This window comes from Microcoleus sp. AT8-B5 (assembly GCF_036705565.1).
Classification (GTDB): Bacteria; Cyanobacteriota; Cyanobacteriia; order Cyanobacteriales; family Microcoleaceae; genus Microcoleus.
Genome location: NZ_JAUBUY010000023.1, coordinates 24,697 through 40,635, shown reverse-complemented (window position 1 = coordinate 40,635; position 15,939 = coordinate 24,697). Strand labels below are relative to the sequence as shown.

Sequence of the window (15,939 nt, the reverse complement as noted above, 5' to 3'; positions counted from 1 at the left end):
AATAACTTACAATTTTAATTGTTATTGTGGGATGGGCGTCCCGCCCGTCCACTCATGACGGGCTATAAGAGCCCATCCCACTTTCAAGAGTGGAAGTTATTTAATTCTCATTCCTTAGTTGGGCGAGATAATTGACATACTGGTGAAGGCGATCGGTTTCAGTGTCAAGTAAACGACTAGCCCAAGAATGTACATTAAGTTGCGATCGCATTTCTCGAAATACCGCAGCATCCCCGCGATTTTCTAGAGGAAAAACCCAAGCATCAAATCCAGCCGACTTGAGCCGGCTAACAGTTCCCTCGCCATCTTGCACCCACAATTGAGGGCTAATGCGAAGGGGTTGACAGGAATATTCGCCGACAACCATTCCCCCCACAGAAACGCTAGCATCTTCTCCACGATTGGAAAGTTCTTGCAAAATAGCTTTGAGGGAATTGAGTTTTTTCCCGTCTTGTACTTGCTGCGGTGTCAGCTTGACAATCACCATTTCTAAAACTTCGACAGGTTTTGTCGATCGTACAACGTTGACTGGTTCCGCCGGCCAATGGTTATTTATTTCCGGTTGGGCCCTCTCGATTTCCTCTTCAACCTGTACTGTTTCCACCGGCTTTGCAGTGTCTACAATTATCTGAATTTCCTCTCCATCTTTCTCGATTTTTCCACTAATCAGTAAGATAGCATTCTCTACAATGTAAGGTTTCACTTGTTCGTAAGACTTGGGGAACACCACAGCTTTTATTTGAGCAGTCAAATCTTCTAATTGCAAAATTGCCATCGCATCGCCTTTTTTTGTCACTACCATTTTGATAGCGCTGAGCATGACAATAACTGATACTTTCCCCTTTTTATCTGCTAACTCTTCGAGAGTCACCACATCGGGGTCTGGGTTTACTTGCATGAGAAACTTTAGGGGATGTTCTGACACATAAAAGCCAAGCAGTTCTTTTTCTAAACGCAATTTTTCTTGGTTGTCATAATCTTTTATTAATTTAGATTTTGGCGCGGACTCATAGGTATTGACTGACTTGCCAAAGCTATTCCCACCTAACAAGTCAAAAAGATTACCTTGGCCGCTTTCTCGGTCTCTTTTGCGCTCTTGCGCCCATTTAATTACCCCTTCGAGGTCGTGTACTAATTGATTGCGGTTGTGTTCAATTTTATCAAAAGCACCGCATTGAATTAATGCTTCTAAAGCGCGGCGGTTGACAGAATGGAGATTTACGCGATCGCACAAATCAGCCAGCGATTTAAACTTACCCCCTTCCTGCCGCGCCGCCAAAATATTTTCAATTGCCGCTTCTCCCACATTTTTAACCGCCGAAATTCCAAACAAAATTTTATCTTTTGCAGAGCCAGTCATCTGTTTCGGCATCGGTGTAAAAGTAAGTTCCGAGCTATTAACATCGGGCGGCTCAACCTCAATACCCAGCTTGAGACAATTGGCAATATATTTCTGTACTTTATCCTGATCGCCCCTGTTAGCCGTCAGCAGTGCAGCCATGTATTCTAGAGGATAATTCGCCTTTAAATAGGCAGTTTGATAAGTGATATAGGCATAGGCCATTGAATGGGATTTATTAAAACAGTTAGATGCCACCAAACTATTTTCTAGGATAAAGTTATGTTCTCGTTCAACGCCTATGTCATAGACCTCTTGAGTTCCTAGTGATTTTCGACTAATAATTTTAACCATGTTTGTAACTCCTGAGAATAGCCTCTATTTTAGTTTTCTTTCGTTGCAATCCCAAGCTGGGATATTGATACACAAAATCATAGAATGCTTGTATATTTTTTCGACTAAAGATTCTCCAATAATAAACTTTTTTTAATTGATGCTCTTGTACAGAACCCATCCCTAGGTGCATTGCTAGTTCGCGGGCAAATTCAAAGGAACCAACAATGCAGACTAAACCGCCACTTCTACCTTTGTTTGCATAAGCACAACCGTCACCATCAAAATAGCCTAACACATAAGACCCTAAATATTTTAAGTTAGGGAAATAGGTAACTTCCGAAAAAGTTCTTCCTGTTATGATGCCGTAGCTCTGTAAAGAGCTTGCCAGCTTTTCAGAAGAAAAATTTATTCGGTAGTGAGGAGCATAATTTTGAGGCTGAATAACTCTAATTTCACCAGAGTATTGTAGCTCTATGCTGAGCATTTCTGTAAGTTCTTTGTCAATAGATTCAAAAGCTACATAATTAGTTTGAGTAACGCAGCCATCAGCAGCTATCAATCCTAATAAATAAGCTTTAGCTTGAGAGTCAATTACATCAAAATAGCTCTCATTTAAAGTATAGCGGTTTCGCCGCTTAGTATTAATGTTCGCTTCTTTTAAAACCCTTGAAACTGCTCTTTCGCTTACACCAAGGTAGTTAGGGATGTCTCGACACTCCATGCCCTGATTAAAAGCAGAAATGATTTTTTCCTTGTGTTCCGATTTTAGCTGCCTATAGTCGAGATACATTTTATATATCTGAGCTAGAGTTTATTTGTTTTAAGTCTAATCCTTGTTCAAAGATTTCGTCAATGGGCAGCATTTGACCGCCAACAGTCATAAACTTGTGATCTTTTGTGGCGCGAATTATCGAGCCATCTTCCAGACAATACTCAAAGACCTCCTGCTGCCCCCGGCGATGCCACTGTGAAATTGACTGTGTATAAATATAACCGTTGCTATCAACACTATAAACAGTACATTCAATTTTTTCCTCAACGATTTTGCCAATAGCCATGGGCCCATATTCCACCGTCAATATCTTCGTGTCATAGCTCAAACAATATTCCGCGAATTGTAGCATCTGGGCGAACAACTTTTCAGCAATTCTTTGACTTACTCCATTCTTAGTTGCCCCATCGATAAATGTTTCTTTTTGCTTCTGCATTTCATCAGCTTTCTTCTTACCCATTGCGCGCCGCAGCAAGTCAGCTTGACCCAAAGAATAGCCCGCCAAATCTTGAGCCATCCGCATAATTTGCTCTTGAAAGCAAAGCGTTCCGTAAGTCTCTTTTAAAATCGGTTCTAATAGCGGATGATCGTACTCAACGGTTTTACCGTGCTTGCAGTCAATAAACTGAGGAATCAAACCTGCATCCAGCGGCCCAGGTCGGTAAAGTGCCAAAATAGAAGAAATATCATCAAGACAGGAAGGTTTGAGTTTTTTCACTACATCCAGCATTCCAGAGGATTCTAACTGAAAAATACCTTCTAAATCTCCTCTTTCTAAAAGTCTATAGGTTTTATCTACATCATCTGGTAACTTTTTGATTCTGCCAAAAGTCTCTTGAGCTCTGCGCTCAATATCAGAAGGTAGCATTTCTGGATCGACAATTAGATTTTGGGTTTGTTTAATATAATCAACAGTTTTCTGGAGCGTTGTTAAATTTTTTAAGCCCAAAAAGTCCATTTTCAGCAGCCCCAAAAATTCCAAATCTTCCATGAAATATTGGGTAATCACAGCACCCTCATTATTTTTTTGCAGCGGTACAAGTTCATCCAATGGCTCTGAAGAAATTACCACACCTGCTGCGTGAACGCCATAGGTTTTGTTGGTTCCTTCAATGCGAATTGCCATGTCAATCCACTGACGGACTGGGACTTCAGTACCAGTTTCTGCATTTATGCAAATTGTATTTTCATAGTTGTCTTTAAATTCCTGTGCAGGTGTGTCATTGGAAATCATCACTTTAAGTTTTTCCGGTTTTCCCCTGGACACGGGAATTAATTTAGCCATTTCGTCGGCTTTTTTGTAAGGAATACCTAACACTCTGGCAACATCTTTCAAGACAGCTTTTGATGTCATTCTGTTGAAAGTAATAATTTGCGCTACGCGCTCGCTACCATATTTTTCCGTAACGTATTTAATCATGTCGTCCCGCCTTTCTATGCAGAAATCGCTATCAATGTCTGGCATAGATTTCCGTTCGGGATTGAGAAATCGCTCGAATAGTAGTCCGTGGTGTACGGGGTCTATATTGGTGATTTTGAGGACGTAGGCAACTAGAGAACCTGCGGCAGAACCGCGTCCTGGCCCTACTGGAATATCGTTGTCTCTAGCATATTTTATGTAGTCCCAAACTACTAAAAAGTATTCCGAAAATCCCATCTGCTGAAGCATTTTCAGTTCGTATTCTAGTCTTTGTTTGTAGACTGGGGGGATTTCATTTCTGGTGCGGGCTTTGAGGCGTTCTAAGAGTCCCAGCCAGGATATTTCTTCTACATAAGTATCGGCTGTATGTTCGGGGGGAATTGGAATTGTGGGAATTCGAGCTTCTCCTGTGAGCTCGTATCTCGATACTTTATTTGCGACTTCTAGGGTATTTGCGATCGCCTCTTTGATTGTTTCATCATCCAAATGGTCTCGAAACAGTTGCGCCATCTCCTCTGCGGACTTAAGGTATTCAGTACCGCTGTAGCGCATCCGCTTGTCTTCTTCAATCAGTTTGTTGGTGTTAATGCACAGCAAAGCATCGTGTGCTTCTACGTCGTTGCAGGAAATATAGTGAGAATCATTGGTGGCAATTATTTTAATTTTGAGTTCGCGGGCAATTTTGACGATTTCAACATTAACAATCCGGTCTTCCGGGGAACCGTGGTCTTGAATTTCTATATAGTAATCTTCTCCAAATACTTCTTTATACCATGTGGCTACTTCACGGGCAGTATCTAGCTTGTTTTGCAGAATCATTTGGGGAACTTCGCCGCCCAAACAAGCACTGGTAACAATTAAACCTTCGGAGTATTGTTTTAGCAGTTCCTTGTTGATGCAGGGGCGGGCAAAAATACCTCTTTCTGGCATTCCCTTTAAGTGGGAAATTGTGGTTAGTTTGACTAGGTTTTTATAACCTTGGGTATTTTTAGCTAAAACAACTTGATGGTATTTTCTTCTACCTCGAACTTTTACTTCAATGTCGCCGTTGACGACGTACATTTCATTGCCAATAATCGGCTTGATATTTTTATTTCGGCAAACTTTGATGAGCTCGATCGCCCCGTACATCACCCCGTGATCTGTAAGGGCGATCGCGGGCATCCCCAATTCCACCGCCCGTTCTGCGAGCTGCTGTAGCTGAGACGCCCCATCTAGTAAGCTATAATCGCTGTGAATGTGCAAACCAACGAAGGACATAGCGATTTTGGATTTTAGATTTTAGATTTTAGATTGTACACCATCCGGATAGAGAAAGATCAATTGACACTCCCCGGTCTGAAGACACGGGGATTCTTAAGGACAAACTTTGGGGGATGAACCCACCCAAAGTTTGATTCTTAAAGGGTTTGTCAGCAACCCACTACCCACTCGCTCAACAATTGAGTCTATGGCTACATTTGATTTTCGGATGATATTGGCAGCACCATTTACATCTGCATTCAGTATTAATCCGCTCGCCGAACGGTACAAACCTCTTTTGATTCTTTTACCTGATGGTTGCCAATTGTCAGGTTTTTCACCAACTTTAACTGGCAGAAAATCTCGGTTTAAGAAGCTGGCTTTTGAAGTGTAAGATTCATCCTGTTCTACAAATCTCCATCCTAGAGAATCGCATTCTTGTTGTAATCTTTCTTTGACTTTAGCTGTCGGTATTTGGACAAAGTTCTGATTGGTTTTTCCTCCCATATTGACCTCTTGCTTCTGTCCTTTATTCCAACCAAAGGCTATGACATTAATTTGGTAACTTTCGCAATAATCTATGATAGTTCTGACAGCTTTATTAACCGCATCTCTCATTCTTCTGGCGCGATTTTCCGATAACTGTTGCAGTTTTTTTGACGAGAATCCTTGAGGTAGCTTATGTCGGGAATGTTCTGATTGAACTCTGGCTTTTTGTTTGTTAAACTCTTGGTTCCAAGATTTCAGCTTATGACCATCAATAATAAATGGCTTACCATTGCTAGAAACACAAGTTAGCCAGTTGTTGATACCATGATCTATGCCCAGAATCCCTGTTACTTCGAGACTACAGCTAGGAGCTTGCTTGGTAAGAGATTCATGGACGTATTCAATCCAGACCTTACCATTTCTAGGGATTAACCTGAGTTCTTTAATCTGGCAACCCTTAAGCCTTTCTGGTAGTGGAATCCAGAGAGCATCTGTCCCGAAGTGTTCTTTCCCTTGCTTTCCTAGAGGGAGTCTTACCCTATTGCCGACTATTTTTAAGGCTTGTCCCGGATAGGAAACTTGGTACATACCGCCTTTGGTTCTGTACTTAGGCAATCTGGGTTTTTGATTGATTTCCCCTTTTTTGACTAACCTTTCTAAGGCTCGGAAAGAGCTGAAAGATTCAGCAACAGATTTAAGGGATTGTTGCGCGACTTGCGAGTAAAGTAAGCTGTAATTCTCGTTAGTTTTAGCAATCCTGTACAAGTCGGGATATTTAACCGCACTTTTGTCTTTAAAGTATCGTTGCCGACTTTCGTAAGTCCCGACATTAAACAGATTGTTTGACCATCTCAGCAGTTGCTCTACAATGGATTTGTCGAATCCCTTTAAATGCCAGATATCTTTTTGTACTGCATACATTTGACTTTCACCTCCCTTGATTAATTTTACTGCATTTGGTAGTTGGGAAATTGGTAGGCAGGATAAATCCTGCGATGCCCTTTCATCCCTGGACTAAAGTCACAGGGTTTTCAGGGAGTTTTTTATAAAAAAATTTGGGACTCAATCGTTGTTCTCTCGTAGGGTGGGTATCGATTGCATTACTAAATAGCGATCGCACTGTTACAAACTTGCTTGTTTCAAATAACGATCCAAGTCTTTAACCCGTTCTTGTGTCACCCTCGCTCTGCAATAACCGTAGGTAGAAGCAGCCAAAGTTCCACCTTCAAACTGCCCCATTTCATAATTGCAAGATTCATCTCTAAACTTGAGCCAACTACGCTGTGCTACTATCAATCTTTGCTTTTGTTTGCTGTTGAGTTTCGGCTGAAGTTGCTGATATACTTGATTGAGTTTTCTGTCTGCTGCCTGAAACTCTTGACTGGAACACGCATTCTGCTCCTGTGTAGTTTGAGGACTTTTGCAGTTAGGCTGTTGGGCAAGTTGCCAGGAAGTGTTGCTGGCTTTGCTGGGAAGCAAAAATCCGGCTGTCAACAACAGCGAACTCGCGGCTAATTTGACCCAAATAGTGATTTTTTTCAAAATATTTACCTCTTTTTCAATCTTTAATTTTTTCTGGTTGAGCCGATCGCCAAATCCACCAAGCCGCCGCCCACAAAGTAAAATTGCCGAATAGAGTCATCGCCGCTTGCAGGGTAACAATCCATTCTAGGGCTGGGGAGTTGTCAAAATAGTGCCATGTACAGGCACACATAGCGCTGACGAGAGCGGGCAGCATTCCGGCGGAAAGGGCCCACCAAGCTCGGTTTTGAGTGACTTCGCCGTAAGTCCAAATTAACCAGATGGCGGCAATCCACTCGACGACGCTAGAGACGTGAATAATCCAGGTGGGAATTGACAAAGCGTGCATTTTTTGTATGGTGAACGAAGATGAAAGATTTATCGATCGGGACTTAGGCAACTGTCATATAAAGTATGATGAGTCAGTCGATTTTAGATTTTAGATTTTAGATTTTAGATTTACTCCACAGATGAATCTTGGAGCTTGAGCTTTAGTCTAAAATTTTAGGAGCATCCACGACTTAAGTCGGGACTTGTACCTGTTTTTGGGCCCGTCATACAATTTTAGATTAGCGATTCGAGATTTTATTAGATTTGCGATTTGAGCTGACTGATGACGTAAAGCCTTGAAGTTTGCTGACAGTAACATTTTTTTGGGTATTAGTATTATCAAATTTCAAATCTCAAAAAAATCTAAAATCCAAAATCTAAAATCTAAAATAGTTACATTCCCCATTACCAACAAAGAAAAGAGTAGAAATGCGAGCAATTTTGTGCGGCTATTACGGTAAAGGCAACGGCGGCGACGAGGCGCTGTTGGCATCGCTACTGCAAATGTTACCTGATGGCGTGACGCCGATCGTCCTGTCTGGCAATCCTGTCGAGACAAATCAGCGGTACGGGGTAGCTGCGCGCGATCGCATGAATGCCTTTCAAGTTATCGAAGCACTCCGCACCTCCGACGCCCTAATCTGGGGCGGCGGTAGTTTAATCCAAGACGCTACTAGCATGGTGAGCCCTTTCTATTATGGGGGTTTGATGGGATTAGCGCAGCAGATGGGCTTAAAAACTGTTGCTTGGGCCCAGGGAATTGGGCCTTTGAAGCGCGAAATGACTCGCAAGTTATCTCAGCGCTGTTTTGCTGGATGCACCGCCGTCAGCGTGCGGGATAAAGGTTCAGCTACTTTACTTGCAGATTGGCAAATTCCCTTTACTTTAGCGCCCGATCCCGTGTGGGCTTTGGAGAATTCTCCCGTGTCGGGTTTGTGGGATTTACCTGCGCCCAGAGTAGCTGTTTGTTTGCGTTCTCACTCTACACTAACTCCCGCCCGTTTGTCAATCTTAACTCAAGCTTTAGTTGACTTTCAAAAAGCAACTCGCACCTTAATTTTGCTGCTGCCTTTTCAAGCGTCTCACGACTTAGAAATTGCCCAACATTTGCACGAAGCCCTGCCCAAAAGGAGCTGCATTCTCAGTTTAGACGATCCGAGAAAGTTGAAAGGAGTGTTCCGGGGTGTCGAAATGGCGATCGGGATGCGCTACCACAGTTTAATTATGGCCGCATCCGAAGAATGCCGCTGTTTTGCTCTCAGCTACGATCCCAAAGTCAGCCAGTTAATGGAAGAGCTAGAAATGCCGGGATACTTATTATCAGAATTGCCAGACGATCCTTATTTAATCAGCAAAACCTGGATCGAACATTATGCTAACGGCGACGCCTTATCGCCAGACAGGATAAAATTTATAGTAGAGCGATCGCTCTTTCATCGCGAAGTATTGCGAGCCGCGCTCCAGCAGTCTACGTAAGAGGTAAAATACCGTGACAGCCAGTACAGCCGACTTAAAAATTACCTGGGAAAAATTGCCAGACGACTTCATTTTAGACGAGGAACCTGTGGAAAATATCGACCAGCCCTTGCTCGCTGCTACCTTGCGCGAAATCCTAGAAATCGCAGGGCTAATTTTAACAGGAATATTAGTTGCCCCAAACATGGGAATTTGCGCTACATTAAACGGCAAGCTAGTTATTAAAGATCCAGATTGGTTTTATGCCCGCAACGTTCAGTCGCTTTCCAGTCAAGAAATTCGCCGTAGTTACACTCCCAACTTAGAAGGAGAAGTCCCGGCGATCGTGATGGAATTTTTGTCAGCTAGTCCCAACGATGAATATTCTAGTAAACAAACTTATCCCCCCGGCAAATGGTATTTTTACGAGCAAATATTGCGCGTTCCAGTCTATGCACTTTTTGAACCAGCCGCCGGAGTGTTAGAAGTCTACCATTTGGATTCATCAGGAAAGTATGAAGTACAACCACCCGATGCTTTCGGCCGTTATTGGATTTCAGGAGTTGGGTTATTTCTGGGTGTTTGGCAGGGAACAAAAGCCGAAAGAACGGGATATTGGTTGCGGTGGTGGGATGATAGCGGAGAGATGTTATTGTGGGGAGTAGAGATGGTAGAAAGGGAACGGCAGGAAAAAGCAAATGTTCAACAGCAAGCCGATCGACTAGCCGCCCAATTAAGAGCAGCAGGCATTGAACCAGAAGCCTAATGCAATAATGAGCAATTAAAATTTTCCGCGGAAAAATTTTAATTGCTCATTAATTAAAAAGTATTGAACAACATCGCAAACATCAATATTTATCGGCGTTAATCAGCCTTCATCAGCGGTTAAAAATTACATTCAGGAGACAGCAAAATTGGCAAGAGTAAGAGTGCGGGAACACGTCAATCCCCTATCAATTAGATATCAAGCATCTGCAAGTCCCCCGGATTGGACTAAAATCTATGCGGACTTAAATTTACCGCTGCATTTAGATATCGGCTGCGGCAGAGGACGGTTTTTGTGGCACATGGCGCAAGTACAAACTGACTGGAATTTTCTAGGATTAGAAATTCGGGAACCTCTGGTAGAAGAGGCGAATCTTTGGCGGGACGAAAAAGCCTTGACAAATTTGCACTATTTGTTTTGCAATGCGAATAGTTCCCTGAAGCCGATTTTAGAAACTTTACCCGCAGGTACTTTGCAGCGAGTTAGCATTCAGTTTCCCGATCCCTGGTTCAAGAAAAAGCACCACAAACGGCGGGTGGTACAGCAGGAATTAGTCAACGAATTGGCAACTTATCTGGCAATTGGCGGCGAAGTTTTTATCCAGTCAGATATTGAGGAAGTAGAAAGCGAAATGTGCGATCGCTTTTCATCTCACCCCAGTTTTAAACGTCAAAATGGCGACAACTGGCTAGCAGAAAATCCCCTGCCTGTTCCTACTGAAAGAGAAATTGCTACTCTGAAACGGGGCGAACCAGTTTATCGAGCACTGTATCAAAAATAATGCTCGCTTTTCCCAACTCACCTTTGTCATAAATGTTATAACTTACATCTTGCACCTTGGTTAGGAACAGGCAAGATGCCTGTTCCACAAAACTTAATTTTCTTGTGGAACTTTATTTAGGAACAGGCAAGATGCCTGTTCCACAAAACTTAATTTTCTTGTGGAACGGGCATCTTGCCCGTTAATAAAAAAATTATTTCTAGCTTAAACCCAAGATGGCAGCCACATCCTAATTTTCCATTCCATTTGCGACAAAGGCAGTCCCAAATAGATAGGCATCCAGAAAATAAAAGCACCCAAAACCAGAAAAATAATTGTTACCCCCATCCCTCGGAGTCGAGTTTGAGGGCTGTGCAGCCACCTGTCAACCCACCAAGCAAGTGCTAAGGCTGAAAACACAGAACAGCCCATATAATGGTACAAAAATATGCAGCGAGTCACCTTCACCCAAGGCAGCAAATTAGCGGCCCAATTAACTATTAAATATAACCCCAGCCACATTTCAGCAGTCGGCGGAAACAAAATCGGCCGCTGCTGTTCTATGGTGTCAACAGAAGCCTCGCTGCGCGTTTGCAGCCACACCAAAATCCGGTGAACTAAAACTCCTATTACTAGCACTAAAGCTAAGGTTGACAGCCACCAAAGGAAGGGATTTCCCATTGCGTGAACGTCAAAAATTACCTCAGTTGCACCTTCAGGTAAAGGCGGCAAAACCGGATCTGGTTGGGCATTGTTGCTAGCTTTTTTGAAGAAGTAAACTATCGGGCGCAGCATCAACGGCCAACCGTACCACGCGGAACAGTAAGGATGTACATCTGGGCCGCTTTTAATCCGCTGGTGATAAGTCAAAATTTCCGTTTGCATCTGCCAGAAATTGGGAGTTGGATTAAAGTGCAGGTGAGGAATCCAGGATATGCTATAAACTAAAATAGGAATAATAGCTAGACTAAACCATACTTCTATAAAACTGAGTTGAGTCAGTTTTTGTACGGGACTTTCGGGAGGAATTAGAGCCGAATTAACCTCGCGAACCTGTTCTTCATCTTCTTTGTTTCCCTGAATAAAACGAACTGCCCAAGCGCACAGCAACATCAGATAAGTACCGAAAAGAAACCACAATCCGTTCCATTTGATAGCCGCAGATGCGCCGAAACCTATCCCGGCTAGCACCAGCCAAAACCAGCGCTTCTTACCTTCAGCTTCTACTGATTTTAAAATAAATAACTGGCCTAATATTCCAAACAAAACTAGATAAATGTTGTTCAGCGCGTAGCGAGATTCAACTAAAAACAAACCGTCGCAGGCGATAAATAAAGCAGCCAGAAAAGCAAAGGTGCGGCGCCCAACGAGCTGATAAGCTAGGGCTCCGACAACTAGGGGAATAAAGGAACCTGTGAGAGCATTCAGCCAGCGGTAATCCCAAGGAGAAAGCAGGGAGCCAGCCATACTGTTGACGGCGGTTTTGCCGAAGGGAAGGTGAGTGCCGATCCAAATGCCGATCGCAATTATGTACTGGCTCAGAGGCGGGTGAGCGTTGAAAAAAGGAGTTTTTGTGAGATAATTGTTGGCAAATTTAGCGTAATAAACCTCGTCAAATACTAAGGTGTTAAATCGCTCTAGTTCCCAAAAGCGGAGAGTTAAGGAAAATAGAAAAATGCCTAGCATTGCTAGGGAAAAAATAACATTCGATTTGTTAAATTGTGTTTTCTTGATTTTCATAAAACAGCAGCAAATAATAGATCCTAAATTTGAGGGCGATCGCTAATTTAAAATTCCTGAATATAGAGTAACCTAAAATAGGACTTGTGCAGAAACCGAATTTTTGATGAGAAACCGGGTTGTTTGGAAACACCCGGCTTCTAATAATGCTTGGAGAGTGCAGCGAGAAGCAGTAACGACTATTGTTTCACCAAATGCTCCCGATCTAATTGGCCAGCCGGAAGGAAAAGCGCGGATCACAAGGTGCGATAGATTATGATAGCAGCTAATCATGTCTTTTTTTGAGCGAGTGCTTATGAATCCCATACTTTCGATTTGGGGGCGTTGGGGGTTAGCTGTAGGTGCGACTATCTTGATGGGATCTGCCGCCGCGCCAAATCCCCAGACATTTGAAAGTTTTGCTGATTTTTGTAGCAACAAAGAGAATTTGACCCCTGAAGCCAGACATACGGTGGAGGTGTTGCTATCAAAAGCAAAAACACAAGAGTGCGATCGCGCTCAAAAAACACTGACTAATCTCACAGAACTTTCCCTGATTCGCAATCAAATAGTCGATATCAAACCATTATCAAAATTAACCAATCTGAGAAAGCTCAACCTCAGTAGAAATCAAATAACAGATGTGCAACCCTTATCGGGACTAACAAATCTGAGATCTCTCGTCCTCAATTTCAATCAAATCTCAGACGTGAAACCATTATCGGGACTGACTAATCTGACGGATCTTTTCCTCGAAGCCAATCAAATCGTCGATGTAAAACCTTTAGCTGGATTGACTAATCTAACAGGGCTGTCCCTCGCATCTAATCAAATTGTAGATGTGACACCTTTATCGAGAATGACTGAGTTAAACTTTCTTTATTTGAGTGACAATAAAATCGCCGATGTGAAACCATTATCGGGATTGACAAATCTGATATTGCTTTTCATCGAATCCAATCAAATCGCAGATATCAAACCTTTAGCGGGATTGACAAATCTGACCGCCCTACACATCAGTAGAAATCAAATCGCAGATGCCCAACCTTTAGCGGGATTGGTATATCTGACCACCCTCGATGTCAGTAGAAATCAAATCCCGGATGGGGAAGCCGATCGATTAATTCAGAAAAACAAACAACTATTAAATCAAAAAACAGATGAAGCCGATCAATTGATTCAGGAAGCTAGGCGATTATTCGCTCAAGAAACAGCAGCATCTTATCAGGAAGCCTTGCAAAAGTTTGATGCAGCGCGTTCGCTTTATCAAATGCTTAGAAATAGGGAGAAGGAAGCTTACACGCTGCATCAAATGGGCTTCATTACTAATAGATTAGGAGACAGACAGCAAGCCCTGAACTACTACAATCAAGCCCTTGCTTGGAATCGGACTTTAGCCGATCGCCCTAAACAAGCCGTCATCCTCAACAATATCGGCGCCGTCTACTATGCTTTGGGAGAGAAACAGCAAGCCATCGACTACTATAACCAAGTCCTTTCCCTAATTCGGGAAATGGGCGATCGCCCTGAAGCAAGTATCAACCTCAGCAACATCTCGGACATACCCGCAAACAGCGACACATCTTTGGGCGATCGCACTGCGGAAGCCACCACACTCAACAACATCGGCTTAGCCTACAACGATTTGGGAGAAAAACAGAAAGCAAAAGAGTATTTCAACCAAGCCCTTCCCTTATTCCGCGCTATGGGCGATCGGGCTAAGGAAGCCACTATCCTCAACAATATTGGCTTAGTCTATTCAGATTTGGGAGAAAAACAAACAGCCCTCGACTACTACAAACAAGCCCTCGATTTGAGACAAAAAGCGAGAGATCCGCGTGGAGAAGCCCACACCCTCAACAATGCAGGTAATACTTACTCAGAATTGGGAAAACAGCAGAAAGCAGAAGAATATTTCAACCAAGCCCTGCCACTGTTTCGCGCTGTGGGCGATCGTCCTGGGGAAGCCCTCACCCTCTACAATAGGGCTATTCTCAAAGGCGATCGAGGCAATTTAATCGCAGCCCTCACTGACATTGAAACCTCCATCAAAATCATCGAAAACCTCCGCACCAAAATTACCAACCACGAGCTCCGCATCTCATACTTTGCCACCGTACAACACTATTACCAGTTATACATTGACCTGTTAATGGAACTGCACAAAACCAATCCCAACTCTGGTTACGATCGCAAAGCCTTAGAAGCCAGCGAAAGTTCCCGTGCCCGCAGCCTTCTCGAACTTCTTCAAGAAGCAAACGCCGATATTCGCCAAGGTGTAGCCCCGGAATTATTGCAGCAAGAACGCAATTTACAACAGCAACTCGATGCCTTAGAAACACGCCGAATCGAAACTCTAAGCCGCCCCAATCATACCCCCGCAGAAAAAGTAGAATTAGACCAAAAACGGCAAACTTTACTAGGACAATATCAGGACATTCAAGCCCAAATCCGCTCCACCAGTCCCCGGTACGCCACCCTCACCCAACCGCAACCTTTAACATTGGCACAGATTCAACAACAAATCCTCGATCAGAATACAATTTTACTCCAGTATTCTTTAGGGAAAGAGCGCAGCTATCTCTGGGCTGTGACTAAAACCAGTATCACCAGTTACGAATTGCCCAAACAGGTTGACATCGAAAAAGCCGCCCGCAATTTCCGCAATGCTGTGACTAACCCGCGCTACCGAAACATTCCCGCTCGAGTTGCTGAAGCTAACAACACGCTTAGTCAAATTATTTTACAGCCCGTAGCAGCACAACTCGCTCAAAAACGCCTGCTGATTGTTGGCGACGGCATTCTCAATTACCTCCCCTTTGCCGCCCTCTCACTCCCCGGAAAATCCGGTGAAAATGGGAATCCGCCTTTAATTGTAGACCATGAAATTGTGCTGCTGCCTTCCGCTTCCACCTTGGGAATCTTAAGACAAAACTACAATGACAGACAACCCCCAACTCGGACTTTAGCAATGCTCGCCGATCCAGTTTTTAGCGCTGACGATGAACGACTCAGAATCCAGTCTAATAGCGCCAATCCCCAAGCAATAGAATCAGTAAATCTCGGTTTAAGCCGCTCTAGCCGCGCCAATAACATACAGTTGAGCCGTTTACAATTCACTCGCCAAGAAGCTCAAATCATTCAAGCGTTAGTTCCTGCCACTTCTCGCACCGCATCTTTGGATTTTGAAGCCAGCCGCGCCGCAGCAACCAGTCAGAACTTAAGCCAATATAAAATCATTCATTTTGCCACTCACGGTTTAGCGAATAGCACTAACCCGGAACTATCGGGAATCATCTTGTCACTGGTAGATGAAAAGGGGAATCCCTTAAACGGATTTCTGCGACTTACTGATATTTTCAATCTCAAATTAGCAGCAGATTTAGTAGTGTTAAGTGCCTGTCAAACCGGATTAGGGCAGAACATTCAAGGCGAGGGCATGGTAGGATTGACACGGGGATTTATGTATGCAGGGGCTCAGCGAGTTGTGGTGAGTTTGTGGAATGTGGATGATGAAGGAACAGCTACATTAATGTCGAGTTTCTATCAGGGAATGCTGCAAAAAGGGTTAAGGCCAGCGGCAGCATTGAGGGCGGCACAACTGGAAATGTGGAAGCAGGAAGAGTGGCGTTATCCTTATTATTGGGCGGCTTTTACTATTCAGGGGGAATGGCGATAAATTTTATGAAAAACAGCTAGGATATCAAGTCAGGTTAATAGTTGATAAATCTTATATGGTAATAGTCGAGCCAATTTTTGCGATGTGGCGGAATGCTTTTTGTGAGTTTTA

11 protein-coding genes are annotated in these 15,939 nt (G+C 43.4%); 4 read left to right on the top strand and 7 right to left on the bottom strand.

The window, feature by feature from the left end; genetic code table 11:
* Positions 1-100: 100 nt before the first annotated feature.
* The 6 genes from QUB39_RS16970 to QUB39_RS16945 all read right to left on the bottom strand — a co-directional run bounded on the left by QUB39_RS16970 (position 101) and on the right by QUB39_RS16945 (position 7,468).
* Positions 101-1,693 (bottom strand): helix-hairpin-helix domain-containing protein, encoded by a 1,593-nt coding sequence (locus QUB39_RS16970; RefSeq protein WP_333207650.1) that lies wholly within the window; start codon positions 1,691-1,693, stop codon positions 101-103.
* Complete coding sequence (locus QUB39_RS16965; protein ID WP_333207651.1) at positions 1,686-2,465, bottom strand: LAGLIDADG family homing endonuclease; 780 nt, start codon at positions 2,463-2,465, stop codon at positions 1,686-1,688. The genes QUB39_RS16970 and QUB39_RS16965 overlap by 8 nt, the downstream gene beginning before the upstream one ends.
* 1 nt (position 2,466) lies before the next feature.
* Positions 2,467-5,127 carry a DNA polymerase III subunit alpha gene (locus tag QUB39_RS16960; protein WP_333207652.1) on the bottom strand — a complete coding sequence of 887 codons (2,661 nt, stop codon included), beginning with the start codon at positions 5,125-5,127 and terminating at the stop codon, positions 2,467-2,469.
* A gap of 96 nt (positions 5,128-5,223) precedes the next feature.
* Positions 5,224-6,519: a transposase gene (locus tag QUB39_RS16955; protein ID WP_333207653.1), complete on the bottom strand. Its 1,296-nt coding sequence runs from the start codon at positions 6,517-6,519 to the stop codon at positions 5,224-5,226.
* Positions 6,520-6,720: 201 nt separating this feature from the next.
* Complete coding sequence (locus QUB39_RS16950; RefSeq protein ID WP_333207654.1) at positions 6,721-7,140, bottom strand: lysozyme inhibitor LprI family protein; 420 nt, start codon at positions 7,138-7,140, stop codon at positions 6,721-6,723.
* 16 nt (positions 7,141-7,156) lie between these two features.
* Positions 7,157-7,468, bottom strand: a complete 312-nt coding sequence (locus QUB39_RS16945; protein ID WP_333154630.1) for a DUF2499 domain-containing protein — start codon at positions 7,466-7,468, stop codon at positions 7,157-7,159.
* 410 nt (positions 7,469-7,878) lie between these two features.
* On the opposite strand from QUB39_RS16945, the gene csaB reads away from it, so the two are divergent.
* The 3 genes from csaB (at position 7,879) to trmB (ending at position 10,451) form a co-directional block, all read left to right on the top strand.
* Complete coding sequence (gene csaB / locus QUB39_RS16940; protein ID WP_333057177.1) at positions 7,879-8,925, top strand: polysaccharide pyruvyl transferase CsaB; 1,047 nt, start codon at positions 7,879-7,881, stop codon at positions 8,923-8,925.
* A gap of 13 nt (positions 8,926-8,938) precedes the next feature.
* A complete protein-coding gene (locus QUB39_RS16935; RefSeq protein WP_333207655.1) occupies positions 8,939-9,670 on the top strand; it encodes a Uma2 family endonuclease in 732 nt (243 codons plus the stop codon).
* Positions 9,671-9,818: 148 nt separating this feature from the next.
* Complete coding sequence (gene trmB, locus QUB39_RS16930; protein ID WP_333057179.1) at positions 9,819-10,451, top strand: tRNA (guanosine(46)-N7)-methyltransferase TrmB; 633 nt, start codon at positions 9,819-9,821, stop codon at positions 10,449-10,451.
* Between the two features lie 204 nt (positions 10,452-10,655).
* Here the strand turns inward: trmB and QUB39_RS16925 are convergent, their stop codons facing one another.
* Positions 10,656-12,170 carry a phospholipid carrier-dependent glycosyltransferase gene (locus QUB39_RS16925; RefSeq protein WP_333207656.1) on the bottom strand — a complete coding sequence of 505 codons (1,515 nt, stop codon included), beginning with the start codon at positions 12,168-12,170 and terminating at the stop codon, positions 10,656-10,658.
* 295 nt (positions 12,171-12,465) lie between these two features.
* Between QUB39_RS16925 and QUB39_RS16920 the strand changes: the two genes are divergently transcribed.
* Positions 12,466-15,828, top strand: a complete 3,363-nt coding sequence (locus tag QUB39_RS16920; protein WP_333207657.1) for a CHAT domain-containing protein — start codon at positions 12,466-12,468, stop codon at positions 15,826-15,828.
* Positions 15,829-15,939: the final 111 nt, after the last annotated feature.